Raw genomic sequence first — 17418 nt, 5'->3', positions numbered from 1 at the left:
TGCGTTTGCTGAAGGACTTTTAAAGACCCGCGCCGTGTATTGACACCATCCTCTTACAAGCGAACGCACGGCGATTCGAGCCCCGGCCAGATCGTGACTTTAGGCACTGTCTGCACCCGAATTGCACTCCTACATTCGCAATTGGGCAGCGCATTGCAAGCCGCCCGCCACAGCAGATGCCAATGAGCCGTGAATATCTTTTGCGCGGCGGGGCATCTCTTTTCCGACGCATTCAATTGAGGGAAACGACCATGAAATTCAAACAGTCGAAAACGCTGCTGCGCAATGCAGCACTGGGTGGTGCAATTGCGGCGCTGCTGGCCTTCAGCGGCGCGGCGAGCGCAACCCACATGCCGCAGGACGGCGACGCGCTGCAGACGGCTGGCGTCATCGCCAGCGTCGGCGCGCCCGCTTCGAAGATCAGGATGGAAGAGGCTTCCGCGCAGCAAGACCTGCTGAGCTTTGCTGCGCCCGCAGCCAAGCCTGAAATGGCTCAGCCCGTGAATACCGCGCTGGTCGATAGCTGCGCGAGCCGCTGGTACTGGCGCAGCCTGCTGGAAGAAATGGCCTGCGGTTTCTCGGGCCAAGGCTGGTTCAACTGAACCTCGCGACGTGAAAAAGCCGCCCTCAGACGGGGGCGGCTTCCAGAGAACTGAAAAAGTTGCTCAGCGCGCGCGGCGCGAACGCACCAGCAGCGTGATCAGCAGCAGCGACAGAACCACGAACGCGACGAACGACCAGTTTGCCAGCGTCAGTCCGAACAGCGACCAGTCGACCTTCGAGCAGTCGCCGCCGCCGCGGAAGATCATCGGTAGCGCGCGCTTCAGCGGGAAGGTCTCGATCATTCCGTAGAGGTCGCGGCCGCAGCTCACGACTTCGGGCGGATACCACTGCAGCCAGCTCTGCGAGGCCGCCGTGTAGGCACCGCCGACGGCCGCCAGCAACGCCAGCACGCCGCTCACCGCACGCAGCCCCACGTTGCGGAACACCCCGGCAAGGCCGGTGAACAGCGCCACCAGCACCAGCGCATACCGCTGCACGATGCACATGGGACAGGGTTCGAGCCCGACCACGTGCTGCAGGTAGAGCCCGAAGGCCAGCATCAGGACACAGGCCAGGCAGATCAGCCCGAACGCGCGGCGCGGCGCGCCGAAGTACCAATCGATCAAGGAGATACCCAATCTTCTTCTACGAACACTCTGGCCTTGCGCGGATTGGCGACGACCGTGTCGCCCTCCTTCAAGCCCAGATCGCGGAACTGTTGCGCAGGGAGTTGCGCTTCGATGATGGTTCCGGAGCCCGGATTATCTGGATTCGACTCGGTGGGCTCAAGTTCCAGCCGCGCAATGGGTCCGACGACGATCGCGCGCGACAGCGTGGCGACGATGCCCGAGGCGCCGGTCATGTAGGGTGTCACGTCGATGTCATGCGGGCGCACATAAGCACGCGCCTTGGCGTCGCGCGCGCCGCTGTGCTCGGGAGATTCGAGGCGCATGCCCTGGAGCTGCACCGCGCCGTTGTCGGCGCGGCCGTGGAACAGGTTCACGTCGCCCAGGAAGCCGTAGACGAACGGGCTCGCGGGCTGGTCCCACACTTCCTGCGGCGAGCCGACCTGCTCTATCTGCCCCTTGTTGATGACCACCACGCGGTCGGCCACCTCGAGCGCCTCTTCCTGGTCGTGCGTGACAAAGATGGAAGTGACGTGCAGCTCGTCGTGCAGCCGACGCAGCCAGCGGCGCAGTTCCTTGCGCACCTTGGCGTCGAGCGCGCCGAAGGGTTCGTCCAGCAGCAGCACCTTGGGCTCCACCGCCAGCGCGCGGGCCAGCGCGATGCGCTGGCGCTGGCCGCCGGAGAGCTGTGAGGGATAGCGGTCGGCCAGCCAGTCGAGCTGCACCAGCTTGAGCAGGTCGGTCACCTTGGCCCTGATCTGTGCGTCGCTCGGGCGCTCCTTGCGCGGCTTCACGCGCAGGCCGAAGGCCACGTTCTCGAACACGGTCATGTGGCGGAACAGCGCGTAGTGCTGGAACACGAAGCCCACCTGCCGCTCGCGCACGTGCACGTCGGTGGTGTCCTCGCCCGAGAACAGGATGCTGCCCGCGTCGGCCGTCTCCAGCCCCGCGATGATGCGCAGCAGCGTGGTCTTGCCGCAGCCCGAGGGGCCGAGCAGAGCGACCAGTTCGCCCGAATCGACGTCGAGGCTCACGTCGCGCAGCGCGCGGAAATCGCCGAACTGCTTGCTGATGTTGCGGATTTCGATGCTCATGATTTCTTCTCTCTCACTCTCTCAGGCCGCAGTGGCTTCAGGGGGGCGTTCCGGGGGCAGCTCGGCAATGGCCTTCATCTCGCGCTCATGGCGCCATTCGATCACCGACTTGATCACCAGCGTGACCAGCGCCAGGATCGCCAGCAGCGAAGCCACCGCGAAGGCGGCCACCGACTGGTATTCGTTGTAGAGCACTTCCACGTGCAGCGGCATGGTGTTGGTCTGGCCGCGGATGTGGCCCGACACCACCGACACCGCGCCGAACTCCCCCATGGCGCGCGCGTTGCACAGGATCACGCCGTACAGCAGGCCCCACTTGATGTTGGGCAGCGTCACGCGCCAGAAGGTCTGCCAGCCGGTCGCGCCGAGCACGATGGCCGCCTGCTCCTCGTCGGTGCCCTGCGCCTGCATCAGCGGCACGAGTTCGCGCGCGATGAACGGGAAGGTCACGAACACGGTCGCCAGCACGATGCCGGGCACGGCGAAGATGATCTTGATGTCGTGCTCGGCCAGCCACGGGCCCAGCCAGCCCTGCGCACCGAACACCAGCACGTAGATCAGGCCCGCCACCACCGGCGACACCGCGAACGGCAGGTCGACCAGCGTGGTCAGCAGCGCCTTGCCGCGGAACTCGAACTTGGCGATGGCCCAGGCACCGGCCACGCCGAACACCAGGTTCATCGGCACCGCGATGGCGGCCGTGATCAGCGTGAGGCGGATGGCGCTCCAGGCATCGGGTTCCTTCAGCGCGTCGACGTACGCGGTAACGCCCTTGCGCAGCGCCTCGGTCGCCACCGCCGCCAGCGGCAGCACGAGGAACAGGAACATGAAGCCAAGCGCGAGGCCGATCAGCAGCCAGCGCACCCAGGCGGCTTCGGTGGTGCCGGCCTGCGCGCGGCGAACGACTTTGGAAGGGGCACTCATGTCAGCTCCCCGAACGGCGACGCTGCCAGGCCTGCAGGCCGTTGATGACCAGCAGCAGCAGGAAGGAAATGACCAGCATCACCAGCGCGACGGCGGTGGCACCCGCGTAGTCGTACTGCTCCAGCTTGCCGATGATGACGAGCGGCGTGATCTCCGAGATCATCGGCATGTTGCCGGCGATGAAGATCACCGAGCCGTACTCGCCGATGGCGCGCGCGAAGGCCATGGCAAAGCCCGTCAGCAGCGCCGGCGCGATGGACGGGAAGATCACCTTGGTGAAGGTCTGCAGCCGCGTCGCGCCGAGCGATGTAGCCGCTTCTTCCAGTTCCTTCTCGGCGTCTTCCAGCACCGGCTGCACCGTGCGCACCACGAAGGGCAGCCCGATGAAGATCAGCGCAATGACCACGCCCGCCGGCGTGAACGCCAGCTTGATGCCGTGCGGCTCCAGCAGTTGCCCGACCCAGCCGTTGCCCGCGAGCAGCGCCGTCAGCGAGATGCCTGCCACGGCCGTGGGCAGCGCGAAAGGCAGGTCGACCAGCGCATCGACGATGCGCTTGCCCGGAAACTTGTAGCGCACCAGCACCCAGGCCACCAGCAGGCCGAACACCGCATTGACGATGGCCGCGATCAGCGATGCGCCGAAGGTCAGCCGGTAAGAAGCCATCACGCGAGGTGCGGTCACGGCCACCCAGAACTGCTCCCAGCTCAGCGTGAAGGTCTTGAAGACAAGCGCCGACAGCGGGATCAGCACGATCAGGCTCAGATAAAGAATTGAAAACCCGAGCGTGATGTGGAAACCGGGCAGCACGCGCTTGGCGCCGCCTGCCCGGTTGGCACGCGAAAAAGGCGCTCCCGCGGTTGGGAGCGCCGAAGAAGTCACACCACTCATGATGAGAACGGTCCGTTGTTGAAGCGCTGGTCAGCTCGTGGAACACCGCGGAACCGGCTCTGCCGGGCCGCAGGTGTTGCCCCCTGCAAGGGGGTTGGCGAAGCGACACGAAGTGCGCGAAGACTGGGGGTGTGCTTCACTTTCCGCCAGGCGTATACAGCTTGTCGAACTGGCCGCCGTCGTTGAAGTGCACCTTCTGTGCTTCGCCGAGGCTGCCGAAGAGCTCCTGCACCGTGAAGAGCTGCAGCGGCTTGAAGGTCGAGGCGTACTTCTTGAGCACCGTCTGCGAGCGCGGGCGTAGCGCGTGCTTGGCGGCGATTTCCTGCGCCTCTTCGGAATACAGCCAGTCGAGGTACGCCTTGGCGAGTTCGCCGGTGCCCTTCTTGGCTACGGTGCGCTCGACCACGGCCACCGGGTTCTCGGCCACGATGCTGATCGACGGGTAGACCGAATCGACCTTGCCGGTCCCGAATTCGCGGTCGATGGAGACCACTTCCGATTCGAAGGTGATCAGCGCATCGCCGATGTTGCGCTGCAGGAAGGCGGTGGTCGCGTCGCGGCCGCCGCGTGCCAGCACCGGCACGTTCTTGAACAGCTTGCCGACGAACTCGGCGGCCTGGGCGTCGGTGCCGCCCTTCTTCTTGACGTAGCCCCAGGCCGCCAGGTAGGCGTAGCGGCCGTTGCCGCCGGTCTTGGGGTTGACGATCACGACCTGCACGCCGGGCTTGACCAGGTCGTCCCAGTCCTTGATGCCCTTGGGGTTGCCGTTGCGCACCAGGAACAGCATGGTCGACGTGGTCGGCGCTGCGTTCTCCGGGAATTTCTTGTTCCAGTCCTTCGCGACCACGCCGGCACTGGCCAGGAAGTCGATGTCGGTGGATGTGTTCATCGTGACCACGTCGGCGTCGAGGCCGTCCGCCACCGCGCGGGCCTGCGCGCTGGAGCCGCCGTGCGACTGGTCGATCTTCACGTCCTTGCCGGTCGCCTTCTTGTAGTGCGCCACGAAGGCCGCGTTGTAGTCCTTGTAGAACTCGCGCGCCACGTCGTAGGAGGCGTTCAGCAACCCGGTGCCCTGTGCGAAGGCGGTGCTGCCGGCGAGTGCGGAGGACGCCAGCGCGAGCACGGCGGCGAAGGTCTTGATTCTGGAATTCATGTGGTTGCCAGGTTTTCTGAAAATTCACGGCCCGCCGACCACGCGGCGGGCTCGTCGGTCAGCGACTGGAGCAAGGCAAGGCCCAGCGGCCAGTCCCCGTGCCCCGAATCGATGTTGATGTGGCCCGCATTCTGCATCCGGACGAACTCGCTGCCCCAGGCGCGCGAATATGCGCCCGCCAGGCGGATCGGACAGTACGGATCGTTGCTGCTGGCCACCACGATGCTGCGGTACGGCAGCGCGGCATATGGCACGGGAGCGAAATCGGAGAGCACGGCGCGGCGCTCGGGGTCGGCCGGCGCCACCAGCAGCGCGCCCTGGATGCGGGCCGCAGCCTCGGCCGGCAGGTGCGCCGTGGCGATGCAGCCGAGGCTGTGCGCGGCGATCACCACCGGGCCGGGCTGCTCGAGCACCAGCTTGGCGAGCGCCGGGACCCAGGCATCGCGCTTGGGCGAGGCCCAGTCGTCCTGCACCACTCGCGCGGCGCCCGGGATGCGCTCCTCCCACAGGCTCTGCCAGTGGCCGGGCCCGGAGTCACGCCAGCCGGGCACTATGACGACGCGAGTCTGCATGACGGCGCTGCCTCCCTTGCCCGCTTACTTGTTCGGCTGCGGCGTGATGCGCAGGTACGGGCGCACGGCCTTGAAGCCCTTGGGGAAGCGCTCGGCGAGCTCGGCCGGGTCCTGGATGGCCGGGATGATGACCACGTCGTCGCCGTCCTTCCAGTTCACGGGGGTGGCGACCTTGTGGCTGTCGGTGAGCTGCAGCGAGTCGATGACGCGCAGGATCTCGTCGAAGTTGCGGCCGGTGGACGCCGGATAGGTGATGGTGGTGCGGATCACCTTCTTCGGGTCGATGATGAACACGCTGCGCACGGTGGCCGTGGCCGAGGCGTTCGGGTGGATCAGGTCGTACAGGTCGGACACCTTGCGGTCGGCGTCCGCGATGATGGGGAAGTTGACCGTGGTGTTCTGCGTGTCGTTGATGTCGCCGATCCACTCCTTGTGCTTGGTGGCCGGGTCCACGCTCAGCGCGATGGGCTTCACGCCGCGCTTGGCGAATTCGCCCGACAGCGCCGCGGTCTTGCCCAGTTCGGTGGTGCAAACGGGGGTGAAGTCGGCGGGGTGCGAGAAGAACACGACCCACGAATCGCCGGCCCACTGGTAGAAGTCGATGGGGCCTTCGCTGGAATCCTGGGTGAAATTGGGGGCGGTGTCGCCTAGACGCAGAGTAGCCATGGTCGCTCCTGGATTGGATGGGAGTCGTGGATTGTGCGAACCCTTGCTTCAATGCCAAACGAATATCTGCTTGTTTGGATATGACGTTTTCCGCATAACGAAGCGATCCGGCCCCCTGGCTAGAACATCCGCATGTCCTCGTTCTGCAGGTGCTCCATCAGGAAATCGATCAGCTTTCGCACCGCCGGCACCAGCGCCCGCCGCGCCGGAAACACCATGTGCGCGATCACCGGCGGCGGCCCCCAGCCCGGCAGCAGGCGCACCAGCCGGCCCGCTTCCATATCGGCGCGGCACATGTAGTCGGGCAGCATCGTGGCGCCAACGCCCCCGATCGCCCCGAACTGCAGCGTGGCGAGGTCGTCCGCCACGTACAGGGGCGTGTGCGAATGGACGAGGCTCTCGCCGTTCGGGCCTTCCAGCCGCCAGTCGCTGCGCCCTTCCCCGTTGACCGACATGGACGCCGTGGGCAGCTTGCCCAGGTCGGCCACCGTCTGCACCGGCCCGTACCGCTTCAGCAGCTCCGGGCTCGCCGCCAGCACGCCGCGGCTGTAGCCGAAGGTCTTGGCGACCAGCACCGTGCTGTCTTCGATGACCGGGCGCACGCGCAGGGCGATGTCGATGCCCTCCTCGATCAGGTCGACCGGCCGGTTGATCACCTTCATGTCGATGCGCACCGCCGGGTAGCGCTCCATGAACACCGGCATGAGCTGGGCCAGCCCGCTGTGCGCGATGGTGACCGGGCAGCTCAGCCGCACCAGCCCGCTGGGCTCGGTCTGCACCTGGGCCACCGCCTCGGCCGCCGCCTGCGCCGCGTCGCGCATGGCCGAGGCGTGCCGCAGGTAGATCTCGCCGGCCGGCGTGAGCGACAGCCGCCGGGTGCTGCGCTGCATCAGCTGCACGCCAAGGCGCTCTTCCAGTTCCGCCACGCGGCGCGAGAGGCGCGACTTGGGAATGCCCATCGCCCGGCTGGCAGCCGCGAAGCCGCCACGTTCGGCCACCTCGGCGAAGAAAACCATGTCGTTGAGGTCTTGCATAGGGCCATTGTCCCGCAGATGGAACGATGTAGCCAGATTTTGGCTACTTATCGATTACTCGGTCGAAAAATAGAATTCTTCCATCCGCCGGCCATCTTCAGTGCCGACAGCCAACACAGAAAGTGATTGATTGAAATGAAGCTGCTCCATATCGACTCCAGCATCCTCGGCACCAACTCGACCTCGCGCCTGCTCTCGGCCGAGATCGTGACCGCATGGCGTGCCGCCCATCCCGACACCGCCGTCGAGTACCTCGACCTGGCCGTGGACGCCCCCTCGCACTTCAGCGCCGACGCGCTGGGCATCAAGGTCGGCGTGCAAGCCCAGCCCACCGAAGCCCAGGCGCGTGAAAACGCCCTGTCCGAAAAGCTCGTGAGCCAGTTCCTGGCCTCGGACGTGGTCGTCATCGGCACGCCGTTCTACAACTTCTCGATCCCGACGCAGCTCAAGGCCTGGATCGACCGCCTCGGCCAGGTCGGCCGCACCTTCAAGTACACCGACAAGGGCCCCGTGGGCCTGGCCGGCGGCAAGACCATCATCGTGGCCTCCAGCCGCGGCGGCGTCTACTCGACCAGCGAAGGCGGCCAGGCCATGGAACACCAGGAGAGCTACCTCAAGGCAGTCTTCGGGTTCTTCGGCATCACCGACGTACGCATCGTGCGCGCCGAAGGCGTGGCGATGGGCGACGAAGCCCGCAACAGCGCCCTGGCATCGGCCCGCGCGGACATCCTGGTGGCGACGGCCGAAGCCGCGAACCAGCGCAACGCCGCGATCGCTGCCTGAGCGCCTGGCGCTCAAACAAGAAAGCCGCCCGGCGAGGGCGGCTTTTTTGCTTTGTGGGACGCAGCTCAGGCCGAGTGGCTCTTGATCCACGCCACGTACTTGTCCATCCAGCCCTGCAGGAACTTCTTCGAGCCTTCGTTGCCGATGTGGCCCTTGTCGTCGAACAGGTCGTCCTTGGCTTGCAGGAACACTTCGGGCGCGCCCAGCGTGGGCACGTCGAGGTAGGCCAGGATGTTGCGCAGGTGCTGCTGCGCCAGTGCGGTGCCGATGGCGCCGACCGAGATGCCGACCACGCCGGCGGGCTTGCCGGCCCAGGCGCTCTGGCCGTAGGGGCGCGAGGCGTGGTCGATGGCGTTCTTCAGCACGCCGGGAATGGAGCGGTTGTATTCGGGCGTAACGAACAGCAGGCCGTCGGCCGCCGCGATCTCGGTCTTCAGACGCTTCACCGAAGCAGCCTGGTTGCCGTCGTCGTCCTGGTTGTACAGCGGCAGGTCGTCGATGCGCAGGCTTTCGAAAGTGAAGTCCGAGGGCGCGAGGTGCGCCAGCGCAAGGGCCAGCTTGTGGTTGAACGAATCCTTGCGCAGGCTGCCGACGATGACGGCAATGCGGGTCTGGGCCATGGGTGAAGCTCCTTTGATGAGAGGGTCGGAAATGAGGAAAGCGATTATGCGAAGCGCCCATGACCTTTTCTGGAAAAGTTCATCCGCTTACGGCCGAACGACGTCAAGATGACACGTTCCGTTTCGCTCCGTTTCCATCCAAAGCTTTCATCCAGGCGCAGGACGCATCAGTGACCCAGTCATCTTCACATTACGACGTCATCGTCGTCGGCCTCGGCGCACTCGGCGCCGCCACCCTCTACCAGCTCTCGCAGCGCGGCGCGCGCGTGCTGGGCATCGATCAGTTCGACCCGCCGCACGACCTGGGCTCCTCGCACGGCGACTCCCGCATCACGCGGCTGGCCGTCGGCGAAGGCGACGAATACGTGCCCTTCGTGCAGCGCTCGCACGCCATCTGGCGCGAGCTCGAAGCGCGCACCGGCAAGCCGCTCATGACCACGACCGGCGGCCTGATCCTTGCGCCGCGCGGCCGTGTCGCCGAACACCACGGCAAGCCAGACTTCGTGCGCCGCACCATCGCCTGCGCCGAACGATTCGGCATCGCGCATGAAGTAGTCGACGCCGCCGGCATCCGCGCCCGCTTCCCGCAATTCAAGCTGCAGGGCGACGAGATCGGCTACTTCGAGCACGAGGCCGGCTTCGTGCGGCCCGAGGAAGCCATCGGCGCGCAACTCGCCGTGGCCCGCGCATCGGGCGCACAGACGCTCACCGGCGAACGCGTGGAGGCCGTCGAGCCGGTGGGCCACGGCGACGTCCTGCGCGTGCGCACCGGCACCGCGAGCTTCACGGCCGGCCGCGTCGTGGTCGCGGCCGGCGCATGGCTGCCCACCTTCCTCGGCACCCAGGCACGCGCCGACTGGCAGGCCGACTTCTCCGTGCACCGGCAGGTCATGCACTGGTTCGACACCGGCAGCGCCGCTGCCGACTTCGCGCCGGGGCGCTTTCCCATCTTCATCTGGATGTTCGGCGACGGGCCGGAAGACTACATGTACGGCTTTCCGGCCTCCGACCCGGCGCAGCCCGCGCTCAAGGTCGCGACCGAGCAGTACGTGGACGCCACCACACCCGAGACCATCGACCGCAGCGTGAGCGCGGAAGAAAGCGCCGCCATGTACCGCGAGCGCGTGGCCGGCCGCTTTCCGCAGATCGACGGCCGGGCCGTGAAGGCGCGCGCCTGCATGTACACCGTGACGCCCGATCGCCGCTTCGTGATCGACGCGCTCGACGGCATGCCCAACCTCCTCGTCGTCTCGGCCTGCTCGGGCCACGGCTTCAAGCACTCGGCCGGGCTGGGCGACGCCATCGCGGATCATGTGCTGGGCCTCGCCACCACGCTCGACCTCTCGCCCTTTGCCCGCGGCCGTCTGCTGGAGAAGACCGCGGCCTGAAGCACGCACGGGCGATCCCGGGCATCATCGCGGCCGATCTTTTTTCACTGTCGGATACAGGAGCGAAGCGCGATGAGATTTCTGGTGGTGGGTGCCGGCGCACTCGGTGGTTATTTCGGCGGCCGTCTGCTGGAGGCGGGACGCGACGTCACCTTCCTGCTGCGTCCGCGGCGCGCGGCCCAGCTCGCGAAGACCGGGCTGGTGGTGCAGAGCCCCTTCGGCAACCTGAGCCTGCCCGCGCCGAGGCACGTGCTGGCCGACGGCATCGACGGCCCGTACGACGTGATCGTGGTCGGCAGCAAAGCCTACGACCTCGACTCGACGATGAACTCCTTCGCGCCGGCCGTCGGCCCCAACACCGTGATCCTTCCCCTGCTCAACGGCATGGGCCACATCGACAGGCTGGCCGAGCGCTTCGGCAGCGAGCGCGTGCTGGGCGGCCTTTGCATGATCTCCGCGACCCTCGACGACGAAGGCCGCGTGCTGCACCTCAACGACATGCACGGCCTGAGCTTCGGCGAACGCACGGGCGGGCGCTCGGCGCGCGTCGATGCCATCGCAGCGCAGTTCGCCGGCGCGAAGTTCGACGCCACGGCCAGCGAGAACATCGCGCAGGACATGTGGGAGAAGTGGGTCTTCATCGCCTCGGCGGCCGGACTCACCAGCCTGATGCACGCCTCCATCGGCGACATCGTGGCCGCCGGCGGGCAGGACGTTGCGCTGTCGATCTTCGACGAGTGCTGCGCCATCGCCGCCCACAACGGCTCCGCGCCGCGCCCTGCCGCAGTGCAGCGCGGCCGCGCCATCATCACGGCCGCCGGCTCGCCGATGACGGCCTCGATGTACAAGGACATGGCGCGCGGTGCCGCCGTGGAAGCCGATCACATCGTCGGCGACCTCCTGAGCCGCGCAGCGCCCGGCAACGCCGCGGTACCCACCGTGCTGCGTACTGCCTACGTGCACCTCAAGGCCTATGAGGCGCGACGCGCACGCGAGGCTGCCGCGGCTGCCTGAGGATCCGATGAAAGACGCGCTGGCCTTCCTGCACACGGCGCAGGTCCATGTGCCGACCTTCGAGCGCCTGGTGCGCGAGAACGCTCCCGCGCTGCGTGTGCGGCACGTGGTGCGCGAAGAGCTGCTGGCTGACGCGCGCGTCATCGGCGTTGACGACGCCGGCCTCATCGCCCGCGTCAACGAGGCCATGCACGAAGCCGCCTCGGGCGGCGCAAAGGTCGTGGTGTGCACCTGCTCGACAATCGGCGCCATCGCGGAACGCACGCCCTCCGGCGATGCATTCACAGCCCTGCGCATAGACCGGGCCAGGCCGACAACGCCGTTCGCACCGGGCCTCGCGTGCTGATCGCCGCAGCGCTCGAAAGCACGCTGGCGCCTACTAGGGCCCTGATTCTTTCCGCCGCGCAGGACGCTGGAATAGCCGTCCAGCCGGCCCTGCTGTTCGTCGAGGACGCATGGCCGCATTTCGAAGCCGGAGCCCACGCGCGCTACATCGAGACGCTGGCCGGCGCGATCCGCGCCGCATCGGCGGAGGCCGACGTCGTCGTGCTGGCCCAGGCCTCGATGGCTCCCGTGGCCGACACGCTCGCCGACCTGGGCATCGACGTGCTCAGCAGCCCCGTGCCCGGCACCGCCCACGCGGTGACACTGGCCCTGTCGCTCAGTCCGACTTGAGGATCGTCTCGCCCTTCAGCATCCCCATGTCGCGGATGTTGAAGCGGTGGCGCTTCCAGCCTTTCCAGGTGCGCCGCATGTTGCCGATGGAGATGAGGTAGTACAGCACCTTGAACATGCCGACGGGCCCGCGCATCGGCGTGCCGCGGTAGATGTCGCCGGCCAGCAGCGTCATCAGGCCCTCCTTCACGCGGAACGGGTTGCCCGGGTGCATGAACATGTCGCGGATGGTCGGGTTGGTCACGCGATAGATGAACCACGAGTACTCGCGCGGCCCCTTGCGCATCATGGCCTCGAAGCCCTTGCGCGCCGCGGCCAGGCGCTGCGGCTGGTCGAGCGCGGTGGCCACCAGCTCCGCGCCATCGAAGGCGCTGTGCATCGCGAGGTACACGCCCGAGGAGAACATCGGGTCGATGAAGGTGAAGGCGTCGCCCAGCAGCAGGTAGCGCTCGCCCGTGGCGTGCGTGCTGGAGTACGAGAAGTTGCCGGTGGCGTGCACGGCATCGTCCACCAGCGTGGCGTTCTTCAGGCGGTCCACCAGCACCGGGCAGGTGGCGATGGTGTCGTAGAAGAAGTCCTTCAGCGGCTTGTCGCGCGTCTTCAGGTAGTACGGCCAGCAGACCGCGCCCACGCTGGTGGTGCCGTCGGCCAGCGGAATGAACCAGAACCAGCCGTGCGGAAACCAGCAGATGCTGATGTTGCCTTCCTTCTTGCCTTCCAGCCGCTCGGCGTTGGTGAAGTGGCCGAAGAGCGCGGTGCTGTTGTGGTCGGGGTTCTTTTCCTTGCAGCGGAATTTGTTGGCCAGCAGCGTGTCGCGGCCGGTGGCGTCGACCACGAAGCGGGCGCGCCAGCTGCGGCGCTCGCCATTGTCCATCTCGGCCTGGACCGTCGCGCCGTCGGCATCGAAGGCAACGTCGCGCACCTTGCAGCCTTCGATGGCCTGGGCGCCGCAGGTGGCAGCGTTGCGGAACAGGAGCTCGTCGAGTTCGGAGCGGCGCACCTGCCAGGCGGAGTCGAGCGACTTGTCCAGGCCCTCGCCGAACTCGACGTAGCTGCGGTGCTCGTGCTCGGGCGAGACGAACTCGATGCCGAACTTCGGCATGCCGATCTTCTCGACCTGGTCGCGCACGCCGAGCTTGTCGAACAGCTCCACGTTCGCGGGCAAGAGCGATTCGCCGATGTGAAAGCGCGGGTGATGCGCCTTCTCCAGCAGGACCACCTTGCGGCCCTGCCGTGCCAGCAGCGTGGCAATGGTCGAACCGGCGGGGCCTCCGCCGACGACCAGCACGTCGCAGGATTCGTCGGCGGCCTGAGGGGCGGAAGAAGAAGCTTGGGACTGGGACATGCGAAGGCAGGCAATATTGTTAACAATCGCAAGCATAGCGCGGCGGCCTGCGAAGACCGCAAAGTCTGCTAAGCGGCCCACGGGCCGGCGCCGCACACTGGGGGAATGCGCCCCCTCCATCTCCTCCGCCACTTCTGCCTCGCTGCCGCATGCCTCTCGGCGGCGCTCGCCCACGCCGCCGGCATCAGCACCATCGAGATACCTGCCGACCGCGAAGGCCCGTCGATGCAGGGCGCCGTATGGACACCCTGCGCCGCGCCCGCGGGCGAGATCAGGCTCGGCCGCACCATGCTCCAGGGCGTGCGGGACTGCCCGCTCCCGCCGGGCGTCGAACGGCTCCCGCTCGTCGTGATCTCGCACGGCTACGGCGGCAACTTCCTCGGCCATCACGACACGGCACAAGCGCTCGCAGACGCGGGCTTCATCGTCGCGGCCATCAACCATTCGCAAGACAACTCCCAGCTCCGCGGCGGCCCGGACGACAAAATCGTCGCGCTGGCGACGCGAACCACCGACATCAAGCGGCTGATCGACCACATGCTCCAGAAGTGGCCGGCGCACGGCAGGATCGCGGCCGAGCGGATCGGCTTCTACGGTTTTTCCAGGGGCGGCTACACGGGCCTCGTGCTTGCGGGCGCGCGTCCGGACTTCGAACGGCTGCCGCCGCTGCCTTCATCCCCGTGCGCAACGGCGCCCGAAGGCAAGGCCTGCGAATGGATGAAGCAGGGCTTCCAGGAACTGCTCGCCACGCCGCTGACGCGCGACGCACGCATCAAGGCGGCCGTGATCGCCGATCCACTCGGCATGCTCTTCGATGCACGGGGCCTGAAGAACGTGAAGATCCCGATCGAGCTCTGGGCCTCCACCTACGGCGGCGACGGCGTCACGCCGGAGAGCGTCGCAGCGGTCCGCCGCAGCCTGCCGGCCGCGCCCGAATGGCGCGTGGCGGAGAACGCCGAGCACTACGGCTTTCTCGCGCCATGCTCGCAGGCGCAGGTCGAAGCCAAGGCCGAGATCTGCCGCGACGCACCCGGCTTCGATCGCACGGCCTTCCACTGGGCATTCAACGCCGAGGTGACGGCCTTCTTCGACCGCCACCTCGCTGCACGGCACTGACCCGGCTTCAGCCCGCGCGCCGCTGCGACGCCAGCCGGCGCACCACCGTCACCAGGCGGTCGATCTCGTCGAAGGTGTTGTAGAACGCCAGCGAGGGCCGCACCGTGGTCTCCACGCCGAAGCGGCGCAGGATGGGCTGCGCGCAATGGTGGCCCGTGCGCACCGCGATGCCCTCCTCGTTCAGCGCCTGCCCCACCTCCTCGGTGGTGTAGCCGTCGAGCACGAAGGACATCACGCTGGCCTTGTCGGCCGCCGTGCCGATCAGCCGCACACCCGGAATCGCACCGAGCTGCGCCATGCCGTACACCAGCAGGTCGTGCTCGTAGCGCGCGATGTTCTCGATGCCGATCTTGTTGACGTAGTCGATGGCTGCGCCCAGCCCCACGGCGTCGGCGATGTTGCCGGTGCCGGCCTCGAACTTGTTCGGGATCGGCTGGAACACCGTCTTCTCGAAGGTCACGTCGGCAATCATGTTGCCGCCGCCCTGCCACGGCGGCATGTCTTCGAGCACCTCGCGCTTGCCCCACACCACGCCGATGCCGGTCGGACCGAACACCTTGTGGCCGGAGAAGACGAAGAAGTCTGCGCCGATGTCCTGCACGTCCACGCGCATGTGCGAGACCGACTGCGCGCCGTCCACCAGCGCCTTCGCGCCCGCGCGGTGCGCCAGCTCGACGATCTCCTTCACCGGCACCACCGTGCCCAGCGCGTTCGAGACCTGCGTGACGGCGACGATCTTCGTGCGGTCGTTCAGCAGCTTGCGGTATTCGTCGAGCAGCACCTGCCCCGAGTCGTCCACCGGAATCACGCGCAGCTTCGCGCCCTTGGCGGCCGCGAGCTGCTGCCACGGCACGATGTTGGCGTGGTGCTCCAGGTTCGACACGACGATCTCGTCGCCCTCGCCCACGTGCTGCCCGCCCCAGCTCTTGGCCACGAGGTTGATGGCCTCGGTGGTGCCGCGCACGAAGATCACTTCCTCCACCTCGGGCGCATTGATGAACCTGCGCACGCGCTCGCGAGCGCCTTCGTAGGCGTCGGTCGCTCGCGCGGCCAGTTCGTGCGCCGCGCGATGGATGTTCGAGTTCTCGTGCTCGTAGAAGTACGCGATGCGGTCGATGACCGACTGCGGCTTGTGCGTGGTGGCCGCGTTGTCGAACCACACGAGCTGCTTGCCGTTCACGCGCTCCTGCAGGATCGGGAAGTCGCGCCGCACGGCGTGGATGTCGAAGGGCGGATGCTGGCCGCTGCCGGCTAGCGGCACGGCATTGGGGCCTCGCGGATCGGGCTTCGCCGACGTGACGAAGCCGCTGGGCAGGCGCACCGCGTCGACGAAGTAGAACTGGGGCTCGCTCCCTCTCACCTCTGGTGAGTGGGTTGGGGTGAGGGGCACCCCCGCACCTTGCGTCGTCCGCTGGCCCTCGCCCCGGCCCTCTCCCGCAAGCGGGAGAGCAGGCAAGACCTGCGCAGGCGCAGACACGGCGGAGGCCGCGCCGGCCGAGGGGTGCCCGAAGCTGTTGCTCAGGAAGTAGAACGGTGACGCGGCCGCCTGCGGTGCGGAAGGCGCATTCGCCTGCTGCGGCACGCCCTGCACCACGCCACCCGAGCGCGGCTCGAAGGCCGGCGCCACCGAGAGCACGCTGTGGGGCACGCCGTTGCCTGCCACCGCATGCGGCACCAGGGCCGGCGCGCGGTTCGCAAGCGAAGGCAGCTGCGTGGGCGATGCCGGCACCAGGTTGGCGCCCGGAACCTGCCCTTGCGGGAAAGGCGTGCCCGGCACACTGGGCCCGAAGCCCGCCGGACTGGCGAGCGGAGAGCCCGCGGGTGCGACGTTGGCCGGGAACTGCGCGCCCGGCACCAGCCCGCTCGCCACGCCGGGCACCGAGTCGGGCGGCGTGCCCGGCAGTGCGGAGAACATGGCGCTGGCCATGCGCGCGAGGATGGCCGGATCGAACGGCGCCTCGCCCGGGATCGAAGGAGTGCTGCTCACAGCGGCTTACTTGTAGGTATCGGCGTAGTCGTGGTACTTGCCGATCTCGACGTCGTCGAGCACCGCCAGCGCGTCGGTGGTCAGCACCGCGAGCGAGCAGTACAGCGAGATCAGGTACGACGCGATCGCATGGTTGTTGATGCCCATGAAGCGCACCGACAGGCCCGGCCCCTGCTCTCCAGAAAGCCCAGGCTGGAACAGCCCCACCACGCCCTGGCGCTTGTCGCCCACGCGCAGCAGCAGGATCTTGCTCTTGCCGTCGGCCACCGGCACCTTGTTCGACGGAATCAGCGGAATGCCGCGCCAGGTAATGAACTGCGAGCCGAAGAGGCTCACCGTCGGGGGCGGCGTGCCGCGGCGCGTGGCCTCGCGGCCGAAGGCGGCAATGGCCAGCGGGTGCGTGAGGAAGAAGGCGGGCTCCTTCCAGACCTTGGTCAGCAGTTCGTCGAGGTCGTCGGGCGTGGGCGCGCCGGTCAGCGGGAAGATGCGCTGCTCTTCCGACACTTGGGCCAGCAGGCCGTAGTCGGGGTTGTTGATGAGCTCGCTCTCCTGGTTCTCCTTGATCGTCTCGATCGTCAGGCGCAGCTGCTCCTTGATCTGGTCGTGCGGGCTGCTGTAGAGGTCGGAGATGCGGGTGTGCACGTCGAGCACGGTGCTCACGGCGTTCAGGTAGTGCTCGCGCGGGTTCTCTTCGTAGTCGACGAAGGTGCGCGGCAGCTGGTTTTCTTCTTCGCGCGAGGTGCAGGTGACCTTGATCGCCTCCGGGTTCTTCACCTTGTTGACGCGGTAGATGCCCGCTTCCACCGGCACCCACTGCAGCAGGTGCGTGAGCCAGCGCGGGCTGATGGTCTCGAGTTGGGGGACTGTCTTGGTGGCATTGGCCAGCTGTCTTGCGGCGTTGTCGCCAAGGGCGGTGGTACCACCAACTGTTGCGCTCATGGATCGGGGCTTTCGTGGTTGAGAAAAAAGTGCCCGCAGTGTCTGGCGGG

19 protein-coding genes are annotated in these 17418 nt (G+C 67.3%); 7 read left to right on the top strand and 12 right to left on the bottom strand.

The features are described from left to right. Window positions 1–182 precede the first annotated feature (182 nt). Window positions 183–602, top strand: coding sequence for a hypothetical protein (locus FHT32_RS06825; protein ID WP_176663886.1), 420 nt, complete (start codon window positions 183–185; stop codon window positions 600–602). A 63-nt stretch (window positions 603–665) separates the two neighbouring features. Here the strand turns inward: FHT32_RS06825 and FHT32_RS06820 are convergent, their stop codons facing one another. The 8 genes from FHT32_RS06820 to FHT32_RS06785 form a co-directional block, all read right to left on the bottom strand. Next, entirely contained in the window at window positions 666–1169 is a 504-nt protein-coding gene (locus tag FHT32_RS06820) for a disulfide bond formation protein B (RefSeq protein ID WP_176663885.1), read from the bottom strand. Then, window positions 1166–2263 carry a sulfate/molybdate ABC transporter ATP-binding protein gene (locus tag FHT32_RS06815; RefSeq protein ID WP_176663884.1) on the bottom strand — a complete coding sequence of 366 codons (1098 nt, stop codon included), beginning with the start codon at window positions 2261–2263 and terminating at the stop codon, window positions 1166–1168. The genes FHT32_RS06820 and FHT32_RS06815 overlap by 4 nt, the downstream gene beginning before the upstream one ends. Before the next feature lie 21 nt (window positions 2264–2284). Next, on the bottom strand, window positions 2285–3187 hold the full coding sequence (cysW, locus tag FHT32_RS06810; RefSeq protein ID WP_176663883.1) for a sulfate ABC transporter permease subunit CysW: 903 nt from the start codon (window positions 3185–3187) through the stop codon (window positions 2285–2287). 1 nt (window position 3188) lies between these two features. Continuing rightward, window positions 3189–4076, bottom strand: a complete 888-nt coding sequence (cysT, locus tag FHT32_RS06805) for a sulfate ABC transporter permease subunit CysT (protein WP_176663882.1) — start codon at window positions 4074–4076, stop codon at window positions 3189–3191. Between the two features lie 136 nt (window positions 4077–4212). After that, window positions 4213–5229, bottom strand: a complete 1017-nt coding sequence (locus FHT32_RS06800) for a sulfate ABC transporter substrate-binding protein (RefSeq protein ID WP_176663881.1) — start codon at window positions 5227–5229, stop codon at window positions 4213–4215. Beyond that, a complete protein-coding gene (locus FHT32_RS06795; RefSeq protein WP_176663880.1) occupies window positions 5226–5801 on the bottom strand; it encodes an alpha/beta hydrolase in 576 nt (191 codons plus the stop codon). Before FHT32_RS06795 ends, FHT32_RS06800 begins: the two co-directional genes overlap by 4 nt. Window positions 5802–5825: 24 nt before the next feature. Beyond that, a complete protein-coding gene (locus FHT32_RS06790; protein WP_125950766.1) occupies window positions 5826–6467 on the bottom strand; it encodes a peroxiredoxin in 642 nt (213 codons plus the stop codon). A gap of 119 nt (window positions 6468–6586) precedes the next feature. Beyond that, entirely contained in the window at window positions 6587–7501 is a 915-nt protein-coding gene (locus FHT32_RS06785; RefSeq protein WP_176663879.1) for a LysR family transcriptional regulator, read from the bottom strand. A 135-nt stretch (window positions 7502–7636) separates the two neighbouring features. On the opposite strand from FHT32_RS06785, the gene FHT32_RS06780 reads away from it, so the two are divergent. Continuing rightward, window positions 7637–8284, top strand: a complete 648-nt coding sequence (locus tag FHT32_RS06780; RefSeq protein ID WP_176663878.1) for an FMN-dependent NADH-azoreductase — start codon at window positions 7637–7639, stop codon at window positions 8282–8284. Between the two features lie 65 nt (window positions 8285–8349). On the opposite strand, the gene FHT32_RS06775 is transcribed toward FHT32_RS06780, so the two are convergent. Continuing rightward, the gene (locus FHT32_RS06775) at window positions 8350–8904 is read right to left on the bottom strand and encodes an NADPH-dependent FMN reductase (protein ID WP_176663877.1); all 555 of its coding nucleotides are present in this window, start codon (window positions 8902–8904) and stop codon (window positions 8350–8352) included. A 170-nt stretch (window positions 8905–9074) separates the two neighbouring features. Here FHT32_RS06775 and solA point away from each other — a divergent pair, with 170 nt between their 5' ends. The 4 genes from solA (at window position 9075) to FHT32_RS34970 (ending at window position 11981) form a co-directional block, all read left to right on the top strand. Then, window positions 9075–10292 carry an N-methyl-L-tryptophan oxidase gene (gene solA, locus FHT32_RS06770; protein WP_176663876.1) on the top strand — a complete coding sequence of 406 codons (1218 nt, stop codon included), beginning with the start codon at window positions 9075–9077 and terminating at the stop codon, window positions 10290–10292. A 72-nt stretch (window positions 10293–10364) separates the two neighbouring features. Next, window positions 10365–11306, top strand: coding sequence for a 2-dehydropantoate 2-reductase (gene panE, locus FHT32_RS06765; RefSeq protein WP_176663875.1), 942 nt, complete (start codon window positions 10365–10367; stop codon window positions 11304–11306). Window positions 11307–11313: 7 nt separating this feature from the next. After that, window positions 11314–11652 carry a hypothetical protein gene (locus FHT32_RS34975; protein ID WP_256098905.1) on the top strand — a complete coding sequence of 113 codons (339 nt, stop codon included), beginning with the start codon at window positions 11314–11316 and terminating at the stop codon, window positions 11650–11652. Beyond that, window positions 11646–11981, top strand: coding sequence for a hypothetical protein (locus tag FHT32_RS34970; RefSeq protein ID WP_256098904.1), 336 nt, complete (start codon window positions 11646–11648; stop codon window positions 11979–11981). Before FHT32_RS34975 ends, FHT32_RS34970 begins: the two co-directional genes overlap by 7 nt. Here FHT32_RS34970 and FHT32_RS06755 read toward each other — a convergent pair. Continuing rightward, window positions 11968–13326, bottom strand: coding sequence for an NAD(P)/FAD-dependent oxidoreductase (locus FHT32_RS06755; protein ID WP_176663874.1), 1359 nt, complete (start codon window positions 13324–13326; stop codon window positions 11968–11970). The genes FHT32_RS34970 and FHT32_RS06755 overlap by 14 nt on opposite strands. Before the next feature lie 105 nt (window positions 13327–13431). Here FHT32_RS06755 and FHT32_RS06750 point away from each other — a divergent pair, with 105 nt between their 5' ends. Further along, complete coding sequence (locus FHT32_RS06750; protein ID WP_176663873.1) at window positions 13432–14442, top strand: dienelactone hydrolase; 1011 nt, start codon at window positions 13432–13434, stop codon at window positions 14440–14442. A 7-nt stretch (window positions 14443–14449) separates the two neighbouring features. Here the strand turns inward: FHT32_RS06750 and FHT32_RS06745 are convergent, their stop codons facing one another. Continuing rightward, complete coding sequence (locus FHT32_RS06745; RefSeq protein WP_256098933.1) at window positions 14450–16369, bottom strand: family 2A encapsulin nanocompartment cargo protein cysteine desulfurase; 1920 nt, start codon at window positions 16367–16369, stop codon at window positions 14450–14452. Window positions 16370–16435: 66 nt separating this feature from the next. Then, a complete protein-coding gene (locus FHT32_RS06740) occupies window positions 16436–17368 on the bottom strand; it encodes a family 2A encapsulin nanocompartment shell protein (RefSeq protein ID WP_176663871.1) in 933 nt (310 codons plus the stop codon). Window positions 17369–17418 lie beyond the last annotated feature (50 nt).

The sequence above is a fragment of the Variovorax sp. SG517 genome (assembly GCF_013376045.1).
GTDB lineage: Bacteria > Pseudomonadota > Gammaproteobacteria > Burkholderiales > Burkholderiaceae_C > Variovorax.
The sequence above is the reverse complement of the archived record's forward strand: the minus strand, read 5'-3'. Positions and strand labels throughout refer to the sequence as shown.

Excerpts from the sequence above, each read along its gene's own strand:
- FHT32_RS06825 (WP_176663886.1), top strand. The coding sequence starts at position 183 with ATGAGCCGTGAATATCTTTTGCGCGGCGGGGCATCTCTTTTCCGACGC.
- FHT32_RS06775 (WP_176663877.1), bottom strand. The coding sequence starts at position 8,904 with ATGGCCCAGACCCGCATTGCCGTCATCGTCGGCAGCCTGCGCAAGGAT.
- FHT32_RS06795 (WP_176663880.1), bottom strand. The coding sequence starts at position 5,801 with ATGCAGACTCGCGTCGTCATAGTGCCCGGCTGGCGTGACTCCGGGCCC.
- FHT32_RS06800 (WP_176663881.1), bottom strand. The coding sequence starts at position 5,229 with ATGAATTCCAGAATCAAGACCTTCGCCGCCGTGCTCGCGCTGGCGTCC.
- FHT32_RS06815 (WP_176663884.1), bottom strand. The coding sequence starts at position 2,263 with ATGAGCATCGAAATCCGCAACATCAGCAAGCAGTTCGGCGATTTCCGC.
- FHT32_RS06755 (WP_176663874.1), bottom strand. The coding sequence starts at position 13,326 with ATGTCCCAGTCCCAAGCTTCTTCTTCCGCCCCTCAGGCCGCCGACGAA.
- cysW (WP_176663883.1), bottom strand. The coding sequence starts at position 3,187 with ATGAGTGCCCCTTCCAAAGTCGTTCGCCGCGCGCAGGCCGGCACCACC.
- FHT32_RS06780 (WP_176663878.1), top strand. The coding sequence starts at position 7,637 with ATGAAGCTGCTCCATATCGACTCCAGCATCCTCGGCACCAACTCGACC.
- panE (WP_176663875.1), top strand. The coding sequence starts at position 10,365 with ATGAGATTTCTGGTGGTGGGTGCCGGCGCACTCGGTGGTTATTTCGGC.
- FHT32_RS06750 (WP_176663873.1), top strand. The coding sequence starts at position 13,432 with ATGCGCCCCCTCCATCTCCTCCGCCACTTCTGCCTCGCTGCCGCATGC.
- FHT32_RS34975 (WP_256098905.1), top strand. The coding sequence starts at position 11,314 with ATGAAAGACGCGCTGGCCTTCCTGCACACGGCGCAGGTCCATGTGCCG.
- FHT32_RS06790 (WP_125950766.1), bottom strand. The coding sequence starts at position 6,467 with ATGGCTACTCTGCGTCTAGGCGACACCGCCCCCAATTTCACCCAGGAT.
- cysT (WP_176663882.1), bottom strand. The coding sequence starts at position 4,076 with ATGAGTGGTGTGACTTCTTCGGCGCTCCCAACCGCGGGAGCGCCTTTT.
- FHT32_RS06745 (WP_256098933.1), bottom strand. The coding sequence starts at position 16,369 with ATGGCCAGCGCCATGTTCTCCGCACTGCCGGGCACGCCGCCCGACTCG.
- FHT32_RS06785 (WP_176663879.1), bottom strand. The coding sequence starts at position 7,501 with ATGCAAGACCTCAACGACATGGTTTTCTTCGCCGAGGTGGCCGAACGT.
- FHT32_RS06740 (WP_176663871.1), bottom strand. The coding sequence starts at position 17,368 with ATGAGCGCAACAGTTGGTGGTACCACCGCCCTTGGCGACAACGCCGCA.